Origin of the sequence: Phocaeicola sp. RTP21359st1_B8_RTP21360_211022, from assembly GCF_040911965.1 — a bacterium.
In the GTDB taxonomy this organism is placed as follows: domain Bacteria; phylum Bacteroidota; class Bacteroidia; order Bacteroidales; family Bacteroidaceae; genus Phocaeicola; species Phocaeicola vulgatus.
In genome coordinates, this window is the sequence record NZ_JBDFXP010000022.1 from 62,716 (window position 1) to 83,395 (window position 20,680).

At 44.1% G+C, this 20,680-nt stretch carries 21 protein-coding genes; 14 read left to right on the top strand and 7 right to left on the bottom strand.

Going from position 1 to position 20,680, the window contains the following annotated elements:
- Positions 1-178: 178 nt before the first annotated feature.
- Together AB5062_RS12735 and AB5062_RS12740 are read right to left on the bottom strand one after the other, a co-directional pair.
- Complete coding sequence (locus tag AB5062_RS12735; protein ID WP_032953017.1) at positions 179-1,489, bottom strand: acyloxyacyl hydrolase; 1,311 nt, start codon at positions 1,487-1,489, stop codon at positions 179-181.
- Positions 1,490-1,660: 171 nt separating this feature from the next.
- Positions 1,661-2,533, bottom strand: coding sequence for an NAD kinase (locus AB5062_RS12740; RefSeq protein WP_005840775.1), 873 nt, complete (start codon positions 2,531-2,533; stop codon positions 1,661-1,663).
- A gap of 118 nt (positions 2,534-2,651) precedes the next feature.
- On the opposite strand from AB5062_RS12740, the gene AB5062_RS12745 reads away from it, so the two are divergent.
- The 14 genes from AB5062_RS12745 to folE all read left to right on the top strand — a co-directional run bounded on the left by AB5062_RS12745 (position 2,652) and on the right by folE (position 14,212).
- Positions 2,652-3,368 carry a pyridoxine 5'-phosphate synthase gene (locus tag AB5062_RS12745; RefSeq protein WP_005840777.1) on the top strand — a complete coding sequence of 239 codons (717 nt, stop codon included), beginning with the start codon at positions 2,652-2,654 and terminating at the stop codon, positions 3,366-3,368.
- The gene (locus tag AB5062_RS12750) at positions 3,365-4,081 is read left to right on the top strand and encodes a MotA/TolQ/ExbB proton channel family protein (RefSeq protein WP_005840779.1); all 717 of its coding nucleotides are present in this window, start codon (positions 3,365-3,367) and stop codon (positions 4,079-4,081) included. The genes AB5062_RS12745 and AB5062_RS12750 overlap by 4 nt, the downstream gene beginning before the upstream one ends.
- Positions 4,082-4,087: 6 nt before the next feature.
- On the top strand, positions 4,088-4,507 hold the full coding sequence (locus tag AB5062_RS12755; RefSeq protein ID WP_008781468.1) for a biopolymer transporter ExbD: 420 nt from the start codon (positions 4,088-4,090) through the stop codon (positions 4,505-4,507).
- Between the two features lie 9 nt (positions 4,508-4,516).
- Entirely contained in the window at positions 4,517-5,410 is an 894-nt protein-coding gene (locus tag AB5062_RS12760) for a TonB family protein (protein ID WP_005850928.1), read from the top strand.
- Positions 5,411-5,413: 3 nt separating this feature from the next.
- On the top strand, positions 5,414-5,965 hold the full coding sequence (locus tag AB5062_RS12765) for a DJ-1 family glyoxalase III (RefSeq protein ID WP_005840787.1): 552 nt from the start codon (positions 5,414-5,416) through the stop codon (positions 5,963-5,965).
- The gene (locus AB5062_RS12770; RefSeq protein ID WP_032953016.1) at positions 5,962-6,621 is read left to right on the top strand and encodes a 2-C-methyl-D-erythritol 4-phosphate cytidylyltransferase; all 660 of its coding nucleotides are present in this window, start codon (positions 5,962-5,964) and stop codon (positions 6,619-6,621) included. The genes AB5062_RS12765 and AB5062_RS12770 overlap by 4 nt, the downstream gene beginning before the upstream one ends.
- Position 6,622: 1 nt before the next feature.
- Positions 6,623-8,719 carry an ATP-dependent DNA helicase RecG gene (gene recG, locus AB5062_RS12775; RefSeq protein ID WP_368326823.1) on the top strand — a complete coding sequence of 699 codons (2,097 nt, stop codon included), beginning with the start codon at positions 6,623-6,625 and terminating at the stop codon, positions 8,717-8,719.
- Positions 8,720-8,939: 220 nt separating this feature from the next.
- A complete protein-coding gene (gene ndk, locus AB5062_RS12780; RefSeq protein ID WP_005840793.1) occupies positions 8,940-9,404 on the top strand; it encodes a nucleoside-diphosphate kinase in 465 nt (154 codons plus the stop codon).
- A gap of 22 nt (positions 9,405-9,426) precedes the next feature.
- The gene (locus AB5062_RS12785; RefSeq protein ID WP_005840796.1) at positions 9,427-10,317 is read left to right on the top strand and encodes a M23 family metallopeptidase; all 891 of its coding nucleotides are present in this window, start codon (positions 9,427-9,429) and stop codon (positions 10,315-10,317) included.
- A gap of 113 nt (positions 10,318-10,430) precedes the next feature.
- Positions 10,431-10,973 carry a DUF1599 domain-containing protein gene (locus AB5062_RS12790; RefSeq protein ID WP_005840798.1) on the top strand — a complete coding sequence of 181 codons (543 nt, stop codon included), beginning with the start codon at positions 10,431-10,433 and terminating at the stop codon, positions 10,971-10,973.
- Positions 10,963-12,264, top strand: a complete 1,302-nt coding sequence (locus AB5062_RS12795; RefSeq protein ID WP_005850935.1) for a BT_3928 family protein — start codon at positions 10,963-10,965, stop codon at positions 12,262-12,264. The genes AB5062_RS12790 and AB5062_RS12795 overlap by 11 nt, the downstream gene beginning before the upstream one ends.
- Positions 12,265-12,294: 30 nt before the next feature.
- Positions 12,295-13,050: a triose-phosphate isomerase gene (gene tpiA / locus AB5062_RS12800; protein WP_005840803.1), complete on the top strand. Its 756-nt coding sequence runs from the start codon at positions 12,295-12,297 to the stop codon at positions 13,048-13,050.
- A 105-nt stretch (positions 13,051-13,155) separates the two neighbouring features.
- Entirely contained in the window at positions 13,156-13,614 is a 459-nt protein-coding gene (locus AB5062_RS12805) for an SPOR domain-containing protein (RefSeq protein WP_005840806.1), read from the top strand.
- 4 nt (positions 13,615-13,618) lie between these two features.
- Positions 13,619-14,212: a GTP cyclohydrolase I FolE gene (gene folE / locus AB5062_RS12810; protein WP_005840808.1), complete on the top strand. Its 594-nt coding sequence runs from the start codon at positions 13,619-13,621 to the stop codon at positions 14,210-14,212.
- Between the two features lie 12 nt (positions 14,213-14,224).
- On the opposite strand, the gene dnaG is transcribed toward folE, so the two are convergent.
- The 5 genes from dnaG to AB5062_RS12835 form a co-directional block, all read right to left on the bottom strand.
- On the bottom strand, positions 14,225-16,300 hold the full coding sequence (gene dnaG, locus AB5062_RS12815) for a DNA primase (RefSeq protein WP_005840811.1): 2,076 nt from the start codon (positions 16,298-16,300) through the stop codon (positions 14,225-14,227).
- Positions 16,301-16,377: 77 nt separating this feature from the next.
- Complete coding sequence (locus AB5062_RS12820) at positions 16,378-17,379, bottom strand: malate dehydrogenase (RefSeq protein WP_005840814.1); 1,002 nt, start codon at positions 17,377-17,379, stop codon at positions 16,378-16,380.
- A 182-nt stretch (positions 17,380-17,561) separates the two neighbouring features.
- Complete coding sequence (locus tag AB5062_RS12825; protein WP_011965362.1) at positions 17,562-19,217, bottom strand: IS1182 family transposase; 1,656 nt, start codon at positions 19,215-19,217, stop codon at positions 17,562-17,564.
- Between the two features lie 220 nt (positions 19,218-19,437).
- Positions 19,438-19,728: a transcriptional regulator gene (locus AB5062_RS12830; RefSeq protein ID WP_005840816.1), complete on the bottom strand. Its 291-nt coding sequence runs from the start codon at positions 19,726-19,728 to the stop codon at positions 19,438-19,440.
- 10 nt (positions 19,729-19,738) lie between these two features.
- A complete protein-coding gene (locus tag AB5062_RS12835) occupies positions 19,739-20,296 on the bottom strand; it encodes a hypothetical protein (RefSeq protein ID WP_032947443.1) in 558 nt (185 codons plus the stop codon).
- Between the last annotated feature and the right edge of the window lie 384 nt (positions 20,297-20,680).

A 20,680-nucleotide genomic window follows, 5' to 3' on the forward strand; every position in this document is an offset into this window, starting at 1 on the left:
TCCGGTAAAAATGCCGAAGTTCCCCCAAAAAGGTCTAGCTTTGGGATAAACAGATTCGGTTTTAATGGTAAACAAATATGATTGTATCATTCCACAAACATGTAGCTTGTTTGCGATATATATTCCGATAATTTTGGTATATTTTGTAGAATGTGTCTGTGCAAATTAGACGTAGCATTTACCGTCTGTGAAAAGTAGGATACTTATTATTGAACCTGAATCCGAATCCCAGCATCAGATAGTTGGGATCATGGAAATCCTGTAAATTATATCCGATATGAAGGAATGAGTTGCGCGTAACTTCTATCTTCAGTGCCAATATCTGGTAGAAAGATTTTAAATCTCCGCCTGCATGAATCACATTTGTGCCCAATCCTATTCCTACTGTGAAGTAAGGCATCACGTACTCGGCACGTCCCGAAACTCCCAGTGCCAGTTGTTTGCCGGCAGACGGCTTGAGGAGCTCATCGCCGTATCCGTCCGGGCTATACACATTCGCACTGCCGTCATAAACCCCGTCTAATGAAATACCCGCACGGAATTTATACCCGAAATTATACATTGGCGCGAAATTAAATCCCAGTACCGGATAAGTTTCAGGAGAAGCAACCATTTGCCCCTCTCCAATCGTTACTCCTTTTCTGCGCCATGAACCGAACAATACCAGGTCATAACTGATATGACGGGGAAATTTAGGTACGGGTGATTGATACAAGGGCTTTGCAAAACATTCTTCTTTTCTATTGATATTGTAAACCAATCCTACCTTTAGTCCGATGGAATTGAGTCCCGCATTCGGGAATTTGGTATTACCGTTAGAGAAATGCGTTACTGCCACACCTGTTGTGAAATCAAATTTGGGAGAAAGCATCCAGTTGAAATAGAAGTTTGTATTCAGATAGGCGTTTACTTTCGAACCTATCACTTTATTATATGGATTCAAATCGCTGTGGTATGGTTTCCAGCCAAATGAAGCGCCGAAATTCCATTCATAGTTTAATGACAATCGTTGGTTGAAACGGGCGATACGCGCTCCTTGAAATAAATAGACAGTAAGCGGGTTGCCCAATTGCGGCTTCTCATACATATTGTAGTAGCCCACGCCAATACCTTGGTAGGCCCCTCTGTAAATACGGTCGTTATAGGTGTTCGGATGAAACTGGAATGAGTACTTCAAGTGAAGCGACAGGGAATTCTCTATGGGTTTCAAATTCAGATTTTCTCCTCTGAAAAAGGAACTGGTGGGGAAAATATATCCGGGACGTGCCTCAATGCCGATACGGTGGATAAAATGACGTTTCAATGACAGGGAATCTACATAAAGCCGGTCGGGGATGTTGGTTTTGTCTGAAATGGAAACCGCTGTTGTGTCTATAGGGTTTCCCTCTGTATATTGATTGATTGTGTCTTTAGCAAAGGTCATGTTACTTAAGAACAGTAATGCATCCAGAAGTATCACGAGTTTCCATTTTTGTATTGTGCCTTTCATATGCCGTGTAATGTTTTTGTGCGTTTTACCGATCTATCGTATGGTCTGATTTTTTTATTTGTGGCACAAATATAATCATAGTATTTGAAAAAAGAAATTTGTTAGATATAAAAAGGTTTTGTATAACCTTGATAACCACTATTTAAACTATTTTGAGGATGGATTGTAATGTCATCCTCTACCATCGGCTCCCCACATCATTTTATTGCGGAGTGTGTTGAAAAAGATATGGCTGTTTCGTTTTACTACATTTATTTTATAGTCGGCTTTGCGGATAGTGAGCCGGCTTCCTTCACGGCAAGTTTCGCTACGTCCGTCGATGGCAATCAGGAAATTGTGGCTGCGGCTCTCTATATCCAATGTGATTTCCCAGTCGTCGTTGATGACAATGGGGCGTACATTCAGGCTATGCGGTGCTACCGGAGTGATGGCGATGGTGTTGCTGTGTGGCACGATGACAGGTCCCCCGATGCTCAGCGAATAGGCTGTAGAACCGGTAGGAGTGGCGATGACCAGCCCGTCCGCCTGGTAGGTGGTGAGATAGGCTCCATTGATGGCTGTGTGGATGGAAATCATGGAAGAACTGTCACGCTTCAGTACCGCTATCTCATTCAGACCGAAAGGGTAACCTTTCAGTTCCTGTTCTTTGCAGGATACTTGCAATACGCTGCGGTCTTCTATCCGGTAGTTTCCATTGTAGATGTCATTGAATGTGTCTTCCATCTCTTCAGGAGAAACATCAGCCAGAAAACCTAATCGTCCGGTGTTGATACCTAGTATGGGAATGTTGCGTGAACCCACACGGCTGGCGGCTTTCAGGAAAGTGCCGTCGCCTCCGATACTTAGTATCATGTCGGCTTCAAAATTATTTCCATCGAAAACACCGGCGTGACGGATGCTTATCTTGAGGTCGTCCGTCAGAAACTCGTAGAACTCCCGGCAGATGTGAACTTCAGCGTTATGTTGTGATAGAATGGATAGCAAACGTTCCACATGAGCCGATTTCTTGGCTTGATAAGTGTTTCCGAAAAGGGCGAATTTCATTGGGCGTATATTCATTAGTTAATTTTATAAATCTTTTGTTTGTCAAAATGGACCAGGTTTTAATAAAACCTGCTAACTTTGCACATCAGAACTGCAAAGATAATAATATATTGCCAAGATGACAAAGTTAAGTGTAAATATAAACAAGGTAGCCACCTTGCGTAATGCCCGGGGAGGCAACAATCCGGACGTGGTGAAAGTAGCCTTGGACTGTGAGGCGTTTGGTGCGGAAGGTATCACTGTACATCCCCGTCCCGATGAACGGCATATCCGCCGCAGCGATGTGTACGAACTTCGTCCGCTGCTTACCACAGAGTTTAACATTGAAGGGTATCCCTCACCGGAATTCGTTGATCTGGTGCTGAAAGTGAAACCTCATCAAGTAACGTTGGTGCCCGATGCGCCCGATCAGATTACGTCTAATGCCGGATGGGATACCAAGACCAATCTTTCTTTCCTTACCGAACTGATGGATACGTTCGGCCAGGCAGGTATCCGCACCTCTATCTTTGTCGGTACGGACAAGGAGATGATAGAATATGCCGCCAAAGCGGGAGCCGACCGGGTGGAACTTTATACGGAACCATACGCTACGATGTACCCTCGGAATCCCGAAGCAGCCATTGCTCCTTTTATAGAAGCGGCGAAGGTGACACGTAGCCTGGGAATGGGGCTGAATGCAGGTCATGACCTTAGTCTGGTGAATCTGAAATATATGCATACGCATATTCCTTGGCTGGACGAGGTGTCTATCGGTCATGCATTGATAAGCGATGCGCTTTATATGGGATTAAAACAAACTATTGAAGAATATAAAAATTGTCTTCGTTCATGATGAATATCACTTTACTGGCTGCACAGGCGGCTTTGGCGGATACCCTTGCCGGGGGTAATCCCGTATTGACTCCCGTTTCAGAGGAGGCTCGGATGAATCTTTGGGATATGGCGATGAAAGGTGGATGGATCATGCTTGTGCTGGCATTGTTGTCTGTCGTCTGTTTTTATATTTTCTTTGAACGCATGGCGGTTATCCGCAAGGCGGGGAAGGATGATCCTTTGTTTATGGAACGTATTCGTGATTATATCCGCACGGGTGAGATAAAGTCGGCTATAAACTATTGCCGCATCACCAATACTCCTTCTGCCCGTATGATTGAGAAAGGTATTACCCGTATGGGACGTCCTGTTGCCGATGTGCAGGCTGCTATCGAAAATTCCGGCAATATAGAAGTGGCAAAACTGGAGAACGGACTGCCTGTTGTGGCGACTATTGCCGGCGGTGCTCCGATGATTGGTTTCCTTGGTACTGTAACCGGTATGGTGCAGGCTTTTTGGGAAATGTCCAATGCCGGGAACAACATTGATATCACGTTGCTTTCAGGAGGTATTTATGAAGCGATGATTACTACTGTGGGTGGTCTGGTTGTGGGTATTGCGGCTATGTTTGCCTATAATTATCTGGTAACCCGTGTGGACAAGGTGGTAAGTCAAATGGAAGCGCGTACCATGGACTTCATGGATTTACTGAACGAACCCGTTCAAAAGTAATAGCGTATGGCACTGAAAAGAAGACATAAAATATCACCTAACTTCAGTATGGCGTCTATGACAGACATCATATTCCTGTTGCTGATATTCTTCATGATTACCTCTACCATGGTGTCGCCCAATGCCATCAAGGTATTGCTTCCGCAAGGCAGGCAGCAGACTTCGGCAAAGCCGCTTACGAGGGTAATCATTGACAAGAACCTGAACTTCTATACTGCTTTCGGCAATGAGGATGAAATGCCGATAGACTTGGAAGAACTGCCCGCATTCCTGCAAAGGTGTGCCGAGAAGGAACCCGATATGTATGTGGCTCTTTATGCGGATGAGGCTGTGCCTTACCGCGAAATAGTAAGGGTACTGAATATTGCTAATGAAAATCACTTCAAGATGGTGTTGGCTACACGTCCGCCTGAGAAGAAACGTTAAGCTGTAAGCATGAAGAAAAATAAGATAACAGGACTGATTGGTACGGCTGTACTGCATATACTTCTCCTTATCCTGCTGCTGGTGATTGCTATCCGCCGTCCGCAGGTTCAGGAAGAGGGGGGTGTTCCTGTTATGCTGGGAAATACAGAGCTTTCTCAAGGGAATGCCGACCCTTATACGTTGACGGATATAGATATAATGAATGAGCCTGAGGCTCCGGCTCCCGATGTATCTGAACCGGAAACGGTTCCTCCCGTTGAAGCGAAAGAGGAAATCATCACGCAGACAGAAGAGGAAACGGTGGCAGTCCCTAAAAAGGAACCTAAAAAAGAAACCCCTAAAAAAGAAAAACCCAAGAAGGAAACTCCTAAAAAGGACGTACCGAAAAAGGAGGCGGTGAAGCCGAAAGAGAAGACTGAGGCCGAGAAACGCGCTGAAGCAGAAAAAGCGGCGGCTGAGAAGAAAGCGGCTGCCGAAAGGGCGGCAGCGGAAGCGGCGGCGAAGAAGATAGCCGGTGCTTTTGGCAAGGGAACCCAAATGGGAAATAAAGGAACCGGTACCACAGGCTCCGGTCTGGAGGGCAGTCCGACGGGAAACTCTTCGGAAGGGAAGTCCGGCGGAGTGGGCGGTTACGGAACATTTGACCTCAACGGACGTTCTTTGGGTAGTGGCGGTTTGCCGATGCCTGTCTATAATGTGCAGGATGAGGGACGGGTGGTAGTGACTATTACCGTAAATCCCGCAGGACAGGTGATAAGTACCAGTATCAACAAACGTACCAATACAGTAAACGCTTCGTTGCGGAAGGCGGCGGAAGAGGCCGCCCGTAAAGCACGCTTTAACCAAGTGGACGGAGTGAATAACCAGACAGGTACTATTACATATTACTTTAAACTGAAGTAGCTTATGAAAACAATTTATGTATTTTTGGCAGAAGGCTTCGAGGAAGTGGAGGCGCTGACCCCGGTAGATGTGTTGAGACGTGCAGGTTTGCCTGTGAAGACTGTTTCCGTAACAGGTGTGCTGACCGTAAACGGTGCGCATGGTGTTCCGGTAGTAGCCGATATGGTGTTTGAAGAAGTAAAAGAAGGGGATGCGGAGATGATTGTATTGCCTGGTGGTCTGCCCGGAGCGACAAATCTGGATGCTCACGAAGGTTTGGGCAAGTTGATTATGACATTTGCTGAAGCCGGACGTCCGTTGTCTGCCATCTGTGCCGCTCCGTTGGTATATGGAAAGCGTGGTTTGTTGAAAGGTAAGAAAGTAACTTGCTATCCGGGATTCGAAAAGTATCTGGAAGGTGCTGAGTATACGGCCGCTTTGGTAGAGAAAGACGGTAATTTTATTACCGGTAAAGGACCCGGTGCCGCTATGGCATTCTCATTTGCCATTGCCGAGAAATATGTCGGTGCGGAAAAGGTGACAGAATTGAAGCAAGGGATGATGATTGCAGAATGAACAGGCATGTCATTATAGTTGCAGGAGGCAAAGGGTTGCGTATGGGAGGGGATATTCCCAAACAGTTTTTGCCTGTAGGGGGCAAACCTGTGTTGATGCGTACCATAGAGGCTTTTTACGCTTTTGATTCTTCTATGCATATTATATTAGTTCTTCCGGTGAGCCAGCAGGTTTACTGGAAAGATCTTTGTGAAACGTATCATTTTGCTTTGCGTCATGATATTGCCGATGGGGGCGAAACTCGTTTCCATTCTGTAAAGAATGGGTTGGCATACGTGAAGGGAGAAGGCTTGGTAGGTGTTCATGATGGCGTGCGTCCTTTTGTTTCCCGGGAAGTGATAGCCGGATGTTATGAGGCAGCGCAGACTAAGCAAGCGGTTATTCCTGTAATTGATGTGGTGGAAACCGTGCGTCATCTTACGAAGCCGGGAAGTGAAACGGTTCCGCGTAATGACTATAAACTGGTTCAGACTCCTCAGGTCTTTGAAGTGCAGTTGTTGAAAAAGGCATATCAACAGGAATATACGGATGCCTTTACTGATGATGCTTCTGTAGTGGAGGCGATGGGCAGGGAGGTCTGTCTGGTGCAGGGAAATAGAGAAAATATTAAATTAACCACCCCTTTTGATTTGAAAATAGCGGAAGTCTTAATTTGAAATGTTCGATATCACTACGCGTGACATAAAATATTTGCAAGGAGTAGGCCCGCAGCGTGCAACCGTCTTGAACAAGGAATTGAATCTTTTTTCCTTGCATGATTTGTTGTACTATTTTCCATATAAATATGTAGACCGCAGCCGCCTTTATCATATCCATGAAATAGACGGAAATATGCCTTATATCCAGTTGAAAGGCGAAATCCTCAGTTTTGAGACTTTGGGTGAGGGAAGACAGCGCAGACTTGTCGGTCATTTTTCTGATGGTACGGGCATCATTGATTTAGTCTGGTTTCAAGGAATTAAATATCTGCTAGAGCATTATAAGACCAGGACAGAGTATATTGTCTTTGGTAAACCGACCGTATTCAATGGCCGTATCAATGTGGCTCATCCCGATATGGATCCTTCAGGCGAACTTACCTTATCTACGATGGGGTTGCAGCCTTATTATAACACAACGGAAAGGATGAAGCGCGGTTTCTTGAACTCTCATGGGCTGGAGAAGTTGATGAAGAATGCGCTTGCCCTGCTACAGGAACCTCTTGCTGAAACATTGCCCCCTCGGTTAGTGGAGGAGCATCATTTAATGTCTTTGGATGAGGCCATCCGTAATATTCATTTCCCCAAGAATCCCGAATTGCTGCGGAAGGCCCAATATCGTTTGAAGTTTGAAGAGCTGTTCTATGTGCAGCTCAATATTCTACGTTACAGTAAAGACAGGCAGCGTAAATATCGGGGCCTGCGTTTTGAACGGGTGGGTGAGATCTTTAATACTTTTTATTCACAGAATCTTCCTTTTGAACTGACCGGAGCGCAAAAACGGGTGATAAAGGAGATAAGAAAAGATATGGGAAGCGGACGGCAGATGAACCGTTTGCTGCAAGGTGACGTGGGAAGTGGGAAAACATTGGTGGCCTTGATGTCCATGCTTATCGCACTGGATAATGGCTATCAGGCATGTATGATGGCTCCTACAGAGATTCTTGCCGCCCAGCATTATGAAACCATTCGGAAATTCCTGTTTGGCATGGATGTGCGCGTGGAACTTTTAATGGGATCTGTCAAAGGAAAGAAGCGTGAGAAGATATTGAAGGATTTGCTGACGGGGGATGTTCAGATTCTTATAGGCACGCATGCCGTTTTGGAAGATACTGTGGGCTTTTCTTCTTTAGGAATGGTGATTATAGACGAGCAACATCGTTTCGGAGTGGCTCAGCGTGCCAAGTTATGGAGCAAGAATGTTTGTCCGCCTCATGTGCTGGTCATGACGGCTACCCCTATTCCCCGTACCTTGGCTATGACACTGTATGGTGATCTTGATGTATCAGTTATTGACGAATTGCCGCCGGGCCGTAAACCCATCCAGACTATCCATCAGTTTGACAATCGCCGTGTCAGTCTTTATGCTTCCATTCGCAAACAGATAGAAGAAGGGCGGCAAATCTATATTGTTTATCCTTTGATAAAGGAGAGTGAAAAAATGGATATCAAGAATCTGGAAGAGGGGTATGAACTGATTTGTGCGGAATTTCCCGATTGCCAGGTCAGCAAGGTGCATGGTAAGATGAAACCGGCGGAGAAGGATGCTGAGATGCAGCGTTTTGTCAGTGGTGAAACCCAGATTATGGTGGCCACTACAGTGATTGAGGTCGGGGTGAATGTCCCGAATGCCTCGGTGATGGTCATTGAAAACGCCGAACGTTTCGGACTTTCACAATTGCATCAGTTGCGTGGGCGTGTGGGACGTGGAGCTGATCAGTCTTATTGTATTTTGGTCACCACTTACAAACTGACCGAAGAAACTCGCAAGCGGCTTGAAATAATGGTACAGACCAATGATGGTTTCGAGATAGCGGAAGCCGATTTGAAGTTGCGCGGTCCTGGTGACTTGGAGGGAACCCAGCAGAGTGGTGTCGCTTTTGACTTGAAGATAGCCGATATTGCCCGTGACGGTCAATTATTGCAATATGTCCGTGATGTGGCAAATCGTATTGTAGATGAAGACCCTGCAGGAACTCATCCGGAAAATGCTATTCTTTGGCAGCAATTGCAAGCATTGCGTAAAACAAATATAAATTGGGCGGCTATCTCTTAGTTTATGTTACTGCATTGTTAAAAGCAAGGATATATGTTGCATAACATGTTTGTGGCGTTTCCCCTTTATTTATAGAGGTTTCTGAACATTTTATCGAAGCATTGTATATAACTTACATACAAAAAGAGTTAAAGAAGTTCCTTCTTTCTCAAGGAAAATCTTTATCTTTGGAAGAATTTTTGGAAAAAGCACAGTATAAACCTTAAATGAACCCAATATTATGATGGAAAAAACGTTGGTTATTTTGAAACCTTGCACTCTGCAGAGGGGCTTGGTGGGTGAGATTATTAATAGATTTGAAAGAAAAGGCCTGCGTTTAGCCGGAATGAAAATGGTTCAGTTGACGGATGAAGTGCTTAGCGAACATTACGCTCATTTGAGTTCAAAGCCGTTCTTTCAGCGAGTGAAAGATGCAATGATGGTTTGTCCTGTTATTGTATGCTGCTTTGAAGGTGTGGACGCTGTCCAAGTAGTGAGAACATTAACCGGTCCTACTAACGGACGTCTGGCGGCTCCCGGTACTATCCGTGGAGATTACAGCATGAGCTTTCAGGAGAATATAGTTCATGCTTCCGATTCGCCGGAAACCGCTGAAGTGGAACTTAAACGATTTTTTAAACCAGAAGAGATATTCGAGTATAAGCAAGCCGTGTTCGGTTCCCTTTATGCTAATGACGAATATTAAAAAGAAAAACCTAAAAAAACGGATGATTTTGAAATGTGTTAAAGTAGTCGCAGCGGCAGCCTTCGCCCTGGTTAGCCTGAATGTGTCAGGACAGGATCTGTTGGCACGCCAGGCACCTATCGACCGAAAATTGAAAGCAGTAGATTCTGTTGCATTGATTCGTCAGATAAAGGCGGAAAAGTCAGCTTATCCTGCATATAGTCTCTACCCTAATTGGAGTAACGAGCGTGTACACGCTTATGGTAATACTGTTACTATTCCTGATACATTCCGTATTGATATGACCGGTTTCCGTATGCCGACAGAACACACAAAAATAACTTCTAAATTTGGTCCCCGTCGTCGTCGTATGCACAATGGATTGGATATAAAAGTATATATAGGTGATACGATTCGTGCAGCTTTCAGTGGAAAGGTACGTATGGTGAAGTATGAACGCCGCGGATATGGAAAATATGTGGTGATTCGTCACGAGAATGGATTGGAAACAGTATATGGTCACTTGTCAAAGCAGATTGTGGATGAGAACCAGTACGTAGAAGCAGGAGAACCTATCGGATTGGGTGGAAACACCGGACGTTCCACCGGGTCACATCTTCATTTTGAAACGCGTTTCTTGGGACAGGCCATTAATCCGGCATTGTTATTTGATTTTGAGAAACAGGATATTGTAGCCGATTCTTATTTGTTCAGAAAAGGTAATAACAGATACCAGCGTAACAGGACTAATAGTAAGAATGTGAATTTGCTTGCTTCATCAGATGGTACTATCCGTTACCATAAGGTAAGAAGTGGGGATACATTGAGCCGCATTGCACAGAAAACAGGTACATCTATTGATGCTTTATGCAAGTTGAACCACATTACCCGCAGAACTATTCTTCGTCCGGGACAAGTGTTAAGATGTTCTTAAGCTTTAGTTAATTAAGAAATATAAAATAGGGCGGGAAAGAGTATTCTTTTCCGCCTTTTTGTTTACGCTTAAGCAGAAAAATGCGTAACTTTGCCGCCTAATCATAGAGTGTGATGAAAGATACGAAACAACAATTTGAACATGTGATAGCTATTTGCCGTGATTTGTTTGCGAAAAAACTGCACGATTACGGTGCAGCATGGCGTATCATGCGCCCTTCATCTGTTACCGATCAGATATTTATCAAGGCAAACCGTATTCGTAGCATTGAAACCAAAGGGGTGGCGATGGTGGATGAAGGTATCCGTTCGGAGTTTATCGCTATTGTAAATTATGGAATAATCGGCTTGGTCCAATTGGAACTGGGATATGCTGAAACGGATGACATGACTGAAGAGCGTGCTTTGGAATTGTATGACCGGTATGCCAAACAGGCTTTGGAACTGATGTTGGCCAAAAATCATGATTATGACGAAGCGTGGCGCAGCATGCGTGTCAGTTCGTATACTGATTTGATTTTGATGAAAATCTATCGTACCAAGCAGATTGAAGGTCACGATGGAGCTACATTGGTATCAGAGGGCATTGATGCCAACTATATGGATATGATTAATTATTCTGTATTCGGATTGATCAAGTTGGAATTTGGAGAGTAAACAGTTACATAGTATCATTGGAATCTGGACAAACGCCTGCCGTTTTTTGCTGGCGGCAGTATTTATATTTTCCGGTTTTGTCAAAGCGGTAGATCCGCTGGGTACCCAATATAAAATTCAGGATTATTTGGAGGTTTTCGGTTGGGCTGCTTCGGTGCCTGCCTTTCTTCCGTTTCTGGCGTCTGTATTGCAGGCAATGGTCGAGTTTTGTTTAGGAGTATATCTTTTGTTTGGTATCCGCAGGAGAATGACCACCTTGTTTGTTGTGCTTATCATGGGGGTGATGACTCCGCTCACCTTATGGTTGGCTCTTTCCAATCCGATATCGGATTGTGGATGTTTCGGTGATGCTGTGACTTTGACTAATTGGGAAACTTTTGGGAAGAATGTACTTTTGTTGATAGCGGCGGTGTCCGTTTTTAAATGGGGAAACCGTATAACTCCTTTGGTGACCAAGCGTTTCGATTGGTTGGTGGCTATGTATACGTTTCTCTATATTTCGGGGATGACTTTGTATTGTTACCGTGAGTTGCCTGTCTTTGATTTCCGCCCTTATCATATCGGGGCAGATATACGTAAAGGGATGGAAATTCCGGAAGGAGAGAAGCCTACTGTTTATGAGACCCGTTTTATTCTTCAAAAAGATGGAGTGGAGAAAGAGTTTACATTAGAAAATTATCCTGATAGCACATGGACTTTTGTGGATTCCAAAACGATGGTGAAGGAACAAGGATACGAACCGCCTATTCATGACTTTTCCATTATTCGTCAAGAAGACGGGGAAGATATAACCGATGAAGTACTGGATGATGATAATTATACCTTTCTGTTGGTGGCGCATCAGCTGAGCCAGGCGGATGATAGTACCATTGACCTGATAAATGAACTGTATGATTATAGTGTGGAGTATGGATATCAATTCTATTGTCTTACCTCATCACCCGATAGTGATATTGAAGACTGGCAGGAGCGTACGGGAGCCGAGTATCCTTTCTGCCTGATGGATGACATTACACTGAAAACCATGATACGCTCTAATCCCGGACTGATGTTGCTGAAGAACGGAGTGGTTATAAACAAGTGGAGTGTGAATAGTCTGCCCGATGAATATGTGCTGACCGACAGGCTGGAAAAACTGCCTTTGGCACAAATCAATGAAAAGACTTTCAGTCATAAAGTGGTGCTGGTATTGGCATGGTTTGTCTTTCCGTTGTTGTTTTTCAGCATGGTGGATGTCATTTGGGAGCATTTTCATAGGAAAAAGAAATTGAAAGAGAATCGAACAAAATAATTTCATTAACCCTTTAATAAAACAAACAAAATGAGAAAAAACATTGTTGCAGGAAACTGGAAAATGAACAAGAACCTTCAGGAAGGTATTGCTCTGGCAAAAGAATTGAATGAAGCTTTGGCTGCTGACAAACCTAATTGTGATGTGGTAATCTGTACTCCGTTTATTCACTTGGCTTCTGTTACTCCTATTGTTGACAAGGCTGTAATTGGTGTAGGTGCAGAAAACTGTGCAGATAAAGTATCAGGTGCATATACCGGTGAGGTTTCTGCTGAAATGGTAGCTTCTACAGGTGCTGAATATGTAATTCTGGGTCACTCGGAACGTCGTGCTTACTATCACGAAACTGTGGAAATCCTGGAAGAAAAAGTTAAATTGGCTTTGGCTAATAACTTGAAGCCTATCTTCTGCATCGGTGAGGTATTGGAAGAGCGTGAAGCTAACAAACAAAATGAAGTGGTTGCTGCTCAGTTGGCATCGGTATTCTCTTTGTCTGCCGAAGATTTTAGTAAGATTATCTTGGCTTACGAACCGGTTTGGGCTATTGGTACAGGTAAGACTGCTACTGCTGAACAGGCTCAGGAAATCCACGCGTTTATCCGTTCTTTGATTGCCGACAAGTATGGTAAAGAAGTTGCTGATAATACTTCAATCCTTTATGGTGGAAGCTGCAAGCCTTCTAATGCTAAAGAATTGTTTGCTAACCCTGACGTAGACGGTGGCTTGATTGGTGGTGCTGCTTTGAAAGTTGTTGACTTCAAAGGCATTATCGATGCATTCAAATAATTAATTTCATCACAGATTGCTCAAGCTTACACAGATAAAGAATCATAAAATCGTCTGTGGAAATCTGAGTAATCTGTGATGATTTACTTAAATTCATAAAACGACATGAGATACATTTTTATCCTACTCTTTTTGAGTCTCGGACTTTCCGCTTTGGCACAGCAGAACATAGTAGAAAGCTTGCAGCGTAACCGTGCCGGAGAAGGTACTGTAACCATCCGTCAAGATCCTAAAATAACAGGCTTGATTGGTAGTATCTATACAGGAAATGTTACGGGAGGTGAGCAGAAAATGTTGAAAGCCAGAGGGTATCGGGTTCAGGTCTATGCAGGAAACAATTCGCGGGTGGCTCGTAATGAAGCTAATAATGTGGCTGCCAAGGTGAAAGAGGAGTTTCCCGATATGCCTGTCTATGCCTATTTCCAGCCTCCTCGTTGGCTGTGTCGTGTAGGTGATTTCCGCAGTATTGAGGAAGCGGATGCCGCCATGCGCCGTCTGAAGGCTACCGGTGTTTTTAAAGAAGTATCTATTGTTCGTGAACAAATTAATATTCCCCTGGACTAATAACATGGAAGAACTATTGCATCCCGAATGGTCAGCAGAGAAAATTGAACAGTTGAAAGGCCATTATCAGAGTATTTTATCCCTATTGGGTGAAGATGTAGAAAGAGAAGGATTGCTGAAAACTCCTGAGCGCGTAGCCAAAGCTATGCTGACATTGACACGCGGTTATGAACAAGATCCGCATGCCATTTTGTTGGGAGCTAAATTCAAAGAAGAGTATAGTCAGATGGTTATCGTGAAAGATATTGATTTCTTCTCTTTGTGCGAACACCATATGCTTCCGTTTTATGGAAAGGCACATGTTGCTTATATTCCCAATGGTTATATCACCGGTTTGAGTAAGATTGCCCGGGTAGTGGATGTGTTTTCTCATCGGTTGCAGGTACAGGAACGTATGACACTGCAAATAAAAGAATGTATTCAGGAAACCTTGAATCCGCTGGGAGTGATGGTAGTGGTCGAAGCCAAGCACATGTGCATGCAGATGCGCGGGGTGGAGAAACAAAATGCCATTACTACTACTTCTGATTTCACTGGTGCGTTTAACCAGGCTAAAACACGTGAGGAATTTATGAATTTGATACGGCATAACCGATAAGGAGTTATGCCTTTATTTTAGTACTACCCGGTCGCCGGCACGCTTGGCCATAATTTTTTGTAATTCACTTAATTCTTTAAAGTGGGCCATAACTTCAAGGCATTTATCGGCATTGGCTACTACTTCAGGTTTGTTCAATGCTTGCAGCGTATATTTCATATCCTCTTCTAATATGGCAAGTTTGAAGTCGATAAGTTGGTGCGGTACCAATTCGTGTAAGCGTTCTTCATCTTTAACCATCGCTTGTGAATTGCTTTTACTCAGTTGGTAACGATCATTTATCATATCTGCCGCCAGTTTGCTGATTGTAGGATCGGGATGAGCCAGAAAATAACGCTCTGCCGTGAAGTTGGGGTCATGCAGATGAGCTTCTGCTTCTGCCAGTATTTTCCGGTGCAACGGATTATGGAACTGTAATTCATCCTGTTTCAAATCCATAGAAATATATTCTATCACAGTAAGAGGAGTTTCCGTATTTTCTTCCGTTTCTACATAGCACATGACTTTCTCTCCGTGGCGTATCAAAGTTTGAAGCAGTAACTGCTCTTTTACATAAAAAACGTACTTTTCCCGTCCTTCTTGGGGAATATACGATTGATATCCCGCTTCTGCTTCTGCAGGAGGAAACGGAGGGGGAACATTATCATCCACGCCTAGGGGGGGCATATCGGCAGGAGGTATGCTGCCGGCAGGAAAAGGAGTATCCGCTGGAGGCAGAGAGCCGGTAGTGGCGGATGCGTCTTTTTCTTTCTTGATTTGTTCCAGATAGTTATCATCCCGTTGAAGCAGATGCTTTTTGATCTCGTCTAAAATAATTTGCTCGTTTACGTTCAAGAGGGTAGCACATTCTGTCAAGCAGGTATATCGAATTACTTTATCCGGAATCAGTCCGATACTTCGTGCCATGTCCGATATCAATCCGGCCCGTTTGATGGGGTCCCTTTGTGCGTCTTTTAGTAAAAGGTTGGTCTTGAAACGGATAAAGTTCTCTTCGTGATCATCAATGTATTTTCTGAATTCCGTGGCATTGTGTTTTCTGGAAAAACTATCGGGATCATCTCCGTCAGGCAGCAACAGCACTTTGATATTCATGCCTTCTGCAAGTAACATATCGATGCCTCGGATACTTGCTTTTATACCGGCTTCGTCACCATCATATAATAAGGTGATATTGGAGGTGAAGCGGTGTAGCAACCGGATTTGTTGTTCGCTCAATGCTGTACCCGAGTTGGCCACCACATTCTCCAGCCCGCACTGGTGCATGGCAATTACATCGGTGTATCCTTCTACCATGTAAACACAGTCGGCTTTTACAATGGCAGCTTTAGCCTGATAAATGCCATATAGTTCTTTTCGTTTACTGAAGATTTCGGATTCGGGCGAATTGACGTATTTTTGGTTTACTCCCTTGGTACGGCTGTCCAGTACACGTCCGCCGAAGCCAAGCACTTTTCCGCTGATGTTAAACCATGGAAATATCACACGTCCCCAAAAACGGTCGCGTAAACTGCCATCTTCTTTTTCGTAGCATAGTCCGGTCTTGAGCAAAAATTCTTTTTTATATCCTTTTCGCATGGCTTCTTGTGCCAATGCGTCAGGAGCGGTAGTGCTGTATCCCAATTGGAATTTCTTGACAATATCGTCACGGATGCCCCGTTGGCGGAAATAAGACATGGCAATGGCTTTTCCGTCAGCGTGATTGTAGAGGATATTTTGAAAATAATCGCGGGCAAACTCATTGACAACAAAGAGACTTTCCCGTATATTTTGTACTTGTTTCTCCTCATCGGTCAATTCGCGTTCCTTTATTTCTATATTGTATTTCTTTGCCAGCCAGCGTAGTGCTTCGGGATAGGTCATCTGCTCGTGTTCCATAACGAAATGGACAGCATTTCCACCTTTGCCACAGGCGAAGCATTTGCATAATCCTTTGGCCGGTGATACATAGAATGAAGGGGTTTTGTCATCATGGAATGGACAAAGTCCGACAAAATTCACACCGCGTTTCCGCAGAGTGACAAACTCGGATACCACATCTACAATTTGTGCGGCATCCAGTATCCGGTCTATGGTGGGTTGGTCTATCATTGCGAGTGCGAAGATACAAAAAAAACATCGCCAAGGGTGAACCCGGCGATGTTTTTAACGGAATATTGTAATCAGAATTATTTAATATAAGGATTCAGTTTGTTCCATTCGGAAACTGGAGGAAGTACTCCCATAGCAATCACTTCATCACGCAAAGCACAAAGATGTGCATAACTTTTTTCTAATGCGGCTTCTTCTTCGGGCGTGCCTTTCACTTCTTTTAAGTGGCAGCCATCCTTGGTGATGGAAGTTTCCCAGGCCATCATGATATGGTCGAATTTACCATTGGATACGTAAGTTCCTGCAGGCCAGCGGAATGGTTTTCCTCCCATAGCGGCGGCAATCATTTCGATAGAAACATAGGACGGGCTTTGGAAAGAAGAGCGGCCGCGCAGGTTGATGATGTTTGCACCGCCTTTAGTTACTTTTTGTTGTATTTCGGTCCATTGTTCTTTTGTCAAAGCATCAGTGCCGATGATATCAAGTAATGCTTTTCCGTTTACTTTAGCGGTAGAAGCATAAACAGCCATCTGCTCACCATGACCGCCATACGTGCGGCAGTTTTCTACGTTATCCATAGCGATGCCGAAATGCTTGGACAATTCGCTGCGCAAGCGTGTAGAGTCAAGAGCGGCAAGGGTTGTAACTTGTGATGGTTTCAAACCTGAATATAATAAGGTGATCAGACCGGTGATATCAGCCGGATTGAAAATAACCACGATATGTTTTACGTCCGGACAGTAGGCCTTTACATTTTTTCCGAATTCTTCAGCGATGGCTGCGTTTCCTTTCAGCAAGTCTTCACGGGTCATGCCGGCTTTACGTGCCGCACCACCTGAGTTTACAATATATTTAGCATCGGTCAAAGCTTCCTTGATATCGGAAGTGAATGTGATGTTCATGCCTTCGAAACCGCAATGGTATAGTTCTTCTGCCACACCTTCCAGGCCGGGAGCGTATGGGTCATACAAACAAATATTGGGAGTAAGACCCATCATGATAGCAGTTTGAGCCATGTTCGATCCAATCATTCCGGCAGCGCCTACGATTGTCAGCTTTTCATTCGTTACAAATTCCATAATTCTATTATTTAAAGTTTGTATAATATAAACACTTTTGTGGGAGAGGATGTTCTCTCTTCCGGGTACAAATTTACAAAACCTTTTATTATGGTGTTTATTCTAAAAAATTATGGAGGTGTGTCGTAATGCACGATGCACCTCTTTTTTTGTTCATCACTATACAAATCTGTTCACTTTCTTTAAGCTGCGATCTTTTGAAGATTTCTTTGATTTATGTGTTCCCAGCATCTAAAAACAGCAGTTGTAAGCTCATAAAACAGTCTAATCAGCCAGTTCATACCCTTTTTTGTCAGTTTTGCACACATCTTTTTTATATTGAAGGCAATGGCTAGGAAGGCAAAGTCCATGAAGACCTTGTCCTTTCCAAAATGTCGGAAACGTTTGTAGTTCATATTGTTTTTAATTTGTCCGAACACGGCTTCCGGTTCTATGCATCTCTGCCCTCTGTGTTTCAGTCCTTTCTCAGAGCAGAGCAGTTCTTTGGCTCTCCGCTTGTATTGTCTAAGCCTATGATTCAGTTCTATCGTCCTGTTTCCTTTTGCTTTAAAACAGCGGCATCGCAGGGGACATCCTTCACACCTGACAGCTCTGTACCGTGCATTTTCGTTGACATATCCGGATGCGGTTTTCACATTCCTGGTGCCTATCCTCCGCATCCTTTGCCCCGTAGGGCAGATGCAGAAGTCATGTTCTTCATTGTAGTAGAAGTTTTCGGCCTTGAACGGGTCCGGTTTGAATCTCGGCCGCTGCTCCATGTGGAAATAGTTGTACTTTACGTAGGCTTCCATGCCGTTTTCGGACATGAAGCGGTAATTCTCTTCGGAGCCATAGCCGGAATCAGCAACCACCGTATGGGCCATCCGGTCATACCTGTTTGAAAAAGATTGCAGGAAAGGAATCAGGGTCAGTGTATCCGTAGGGTTCGGGAAGAGTGCAAAATCGGTGATGAACTGATTTTCGGTGCCGATTTGAAGGTTGTAACCGGGCTTCGTCTGTCCGTTGCGCATGGCATCCTCCTTCATTCTCATGAAAGTAGCGTCATTGTCCGTTTTGGAATAGGAATTCCTGTCCTGCAGCGTGTCCAGACGGTTGTCGTATTCCTGTAGCTTGTCCCTGTGCTCTTCCAACTCCTTCAGCTGTTTGCGTTTCTTTTTCAACGCAGTCTTTTCCTCTTTCGTGGAGGGTTCAGGAACCTGTTCGAGTGCTTGACGCAATTCTCCTGCCATTTCAGTCAGCATGGCCGGAGTGAACTCAATCTCCTCATTGCTTTCCGATGAGTTCTCCTGGGCGATGACATTGTCTATCTGCCCTAGCAGGATATGTATCTTCTTCATCAGGCGTTCACGGTTCCGCTCAACCGTTTTCCGCCAGACGAAAGTATACTTATTGGCTTTGGACTCAATCTTTGTCCCGTCAATGTATTCCACATTCAAGCTGATGAAGCCTTTGGAAGAGAGAAGGAGTACGGTTTGGGTAAACACCTCGTTGATTTCATTCTTCACCCGGTTGCGGAAACGGTTGATGGTAATGAAATCCGGTTTCTCATATCCGGCCAGCCAGATATAATGGATGTCACGGTGAAGGAGCTTTTCAATTTTCCGGCAGGAGTAGATGTTGTTCATATAGGCATACAGAATGACCTTGAGCATCATCCTGGGGTGGTAAGGGCTGCGCCCGCATTCCTTATACAGCTTTCTGAAACTTTCAAGATTCAAGCCCTCAACCAGGGCGTCAACCATGCGCACCGGATCGTTTTCTGCAATATCCTCATCAATTCTTTGAGGAAAAAGAACGGTTTGGTTGGGATTGTAAGAACGAAAATGTATCTTTGTCATAGTGAAATTCTTATTACCTAAAGATACAAAATCTTTAGGTAATAACAAAGCCCCAGCTTGTGAAAGTCGGGGCTTTGTGCGTAAAAAACAGAAGGTGTGCATTTTGACACACCTTCATAATCATCTTGGGATGGTAAGTTCCAGAATACTTGTCAATCAAGATGTTAAACAGTATTTATTCAAACAGGTTTGTGGATGTGACAAATAATGATATGATCTGTTATGTATTGATGTTTATATAGCTTTTTAATGCGTCTACATATTCTTCAAAGGCTTCAAGCCCTTTTAGTGTAATCTTACAAATGGTACAAGGCATTTTTCCCTTGAAAGTCTTGATGACTTCTACATAGCCAGCCTTGTTCAGCTTGTCTATTTGCACACTCAGATTACCTGCCGTCGCTCCTGTCTGTTGTTTCAGATAGCTGAACTCGGCCTCTTCCACTGAAACCAGTATGGACATCACGGCAAGTCTCAGTTCGGAATGTAGTAATGGATTCAATTCTTTGAACATAGGCGCAAAGTTACGATTTTTTTTGTTTACGGGCAGCATGATTCAATACATGTCCCGGAATAACCATCATGAAAATAAAGACAGGAGCGAAGATTAATATCTGGTTTGGACCTGGATAAAAAAGGCATCCGATGGAGCTTAACGCTCCCAGTGTGCCGCAAATAGTGACAGTTTTATAACCTACCACCAGTCCTGTTAGTGTAGTCCCCATGCCCATCAGCAGAAGGATTATGAACAGGATGGGAAGTTGCCAGAAAAACATGGCGAGCATGGATATCAGAAAGCCGGTTATGCCGAATACCAACCAAATATAATTGATTACTTTGTCCAAATGAGTCTTGATACCCGGCTGCTGATTACGTGTAGAGAGGTAAGTTCCTGTTCCTGCGATGATAGGGAGTAAGAACCATAGGTATTGCCAATAATAATTCCCGGTAGTTACTACCAGAAACCAGACCAGCAGGCTGACAAAGAGGGTGGTATATCCCCAAAAGAGGAATGGCATGCCACAATTGGTTTCTAGCCTGTTTTTTGTATTTCTTTCTTGGAGTTTTTCAGCAGTGGCAATAGCTTTTGAAAACTCACTTGTGTGTGTTGTGTATATCGTACTGCGTTTTTCATAGCTGTTTTCCTGTCCATTCCTTGCCCTGCCCTGGCTTGCGGTGTCCGGTTGTCCTTCGGATTTGCTTCTTTTCCGTCTTTTCTTGTTTTCCGTCTGCTGTTTTCGTATGGGTCCCTTCCTTTTTCCGTCCTTATACGCGCGTGCGAATATTATAATGTGTGTGTCTTTTTCCTCCGGTGTCCTCCGTTATAAAAACATGCTTTGTAACACATCTGTTATTCAGAGTATTACAAAAAAGTTTCAGGAAATCCGTATAATTTTTCCTTCGTATGTTTGCTGGTAATCGTTAAAAGGTCTACCTTTGCATCCGCAATCGAGAGAGATGCGGCA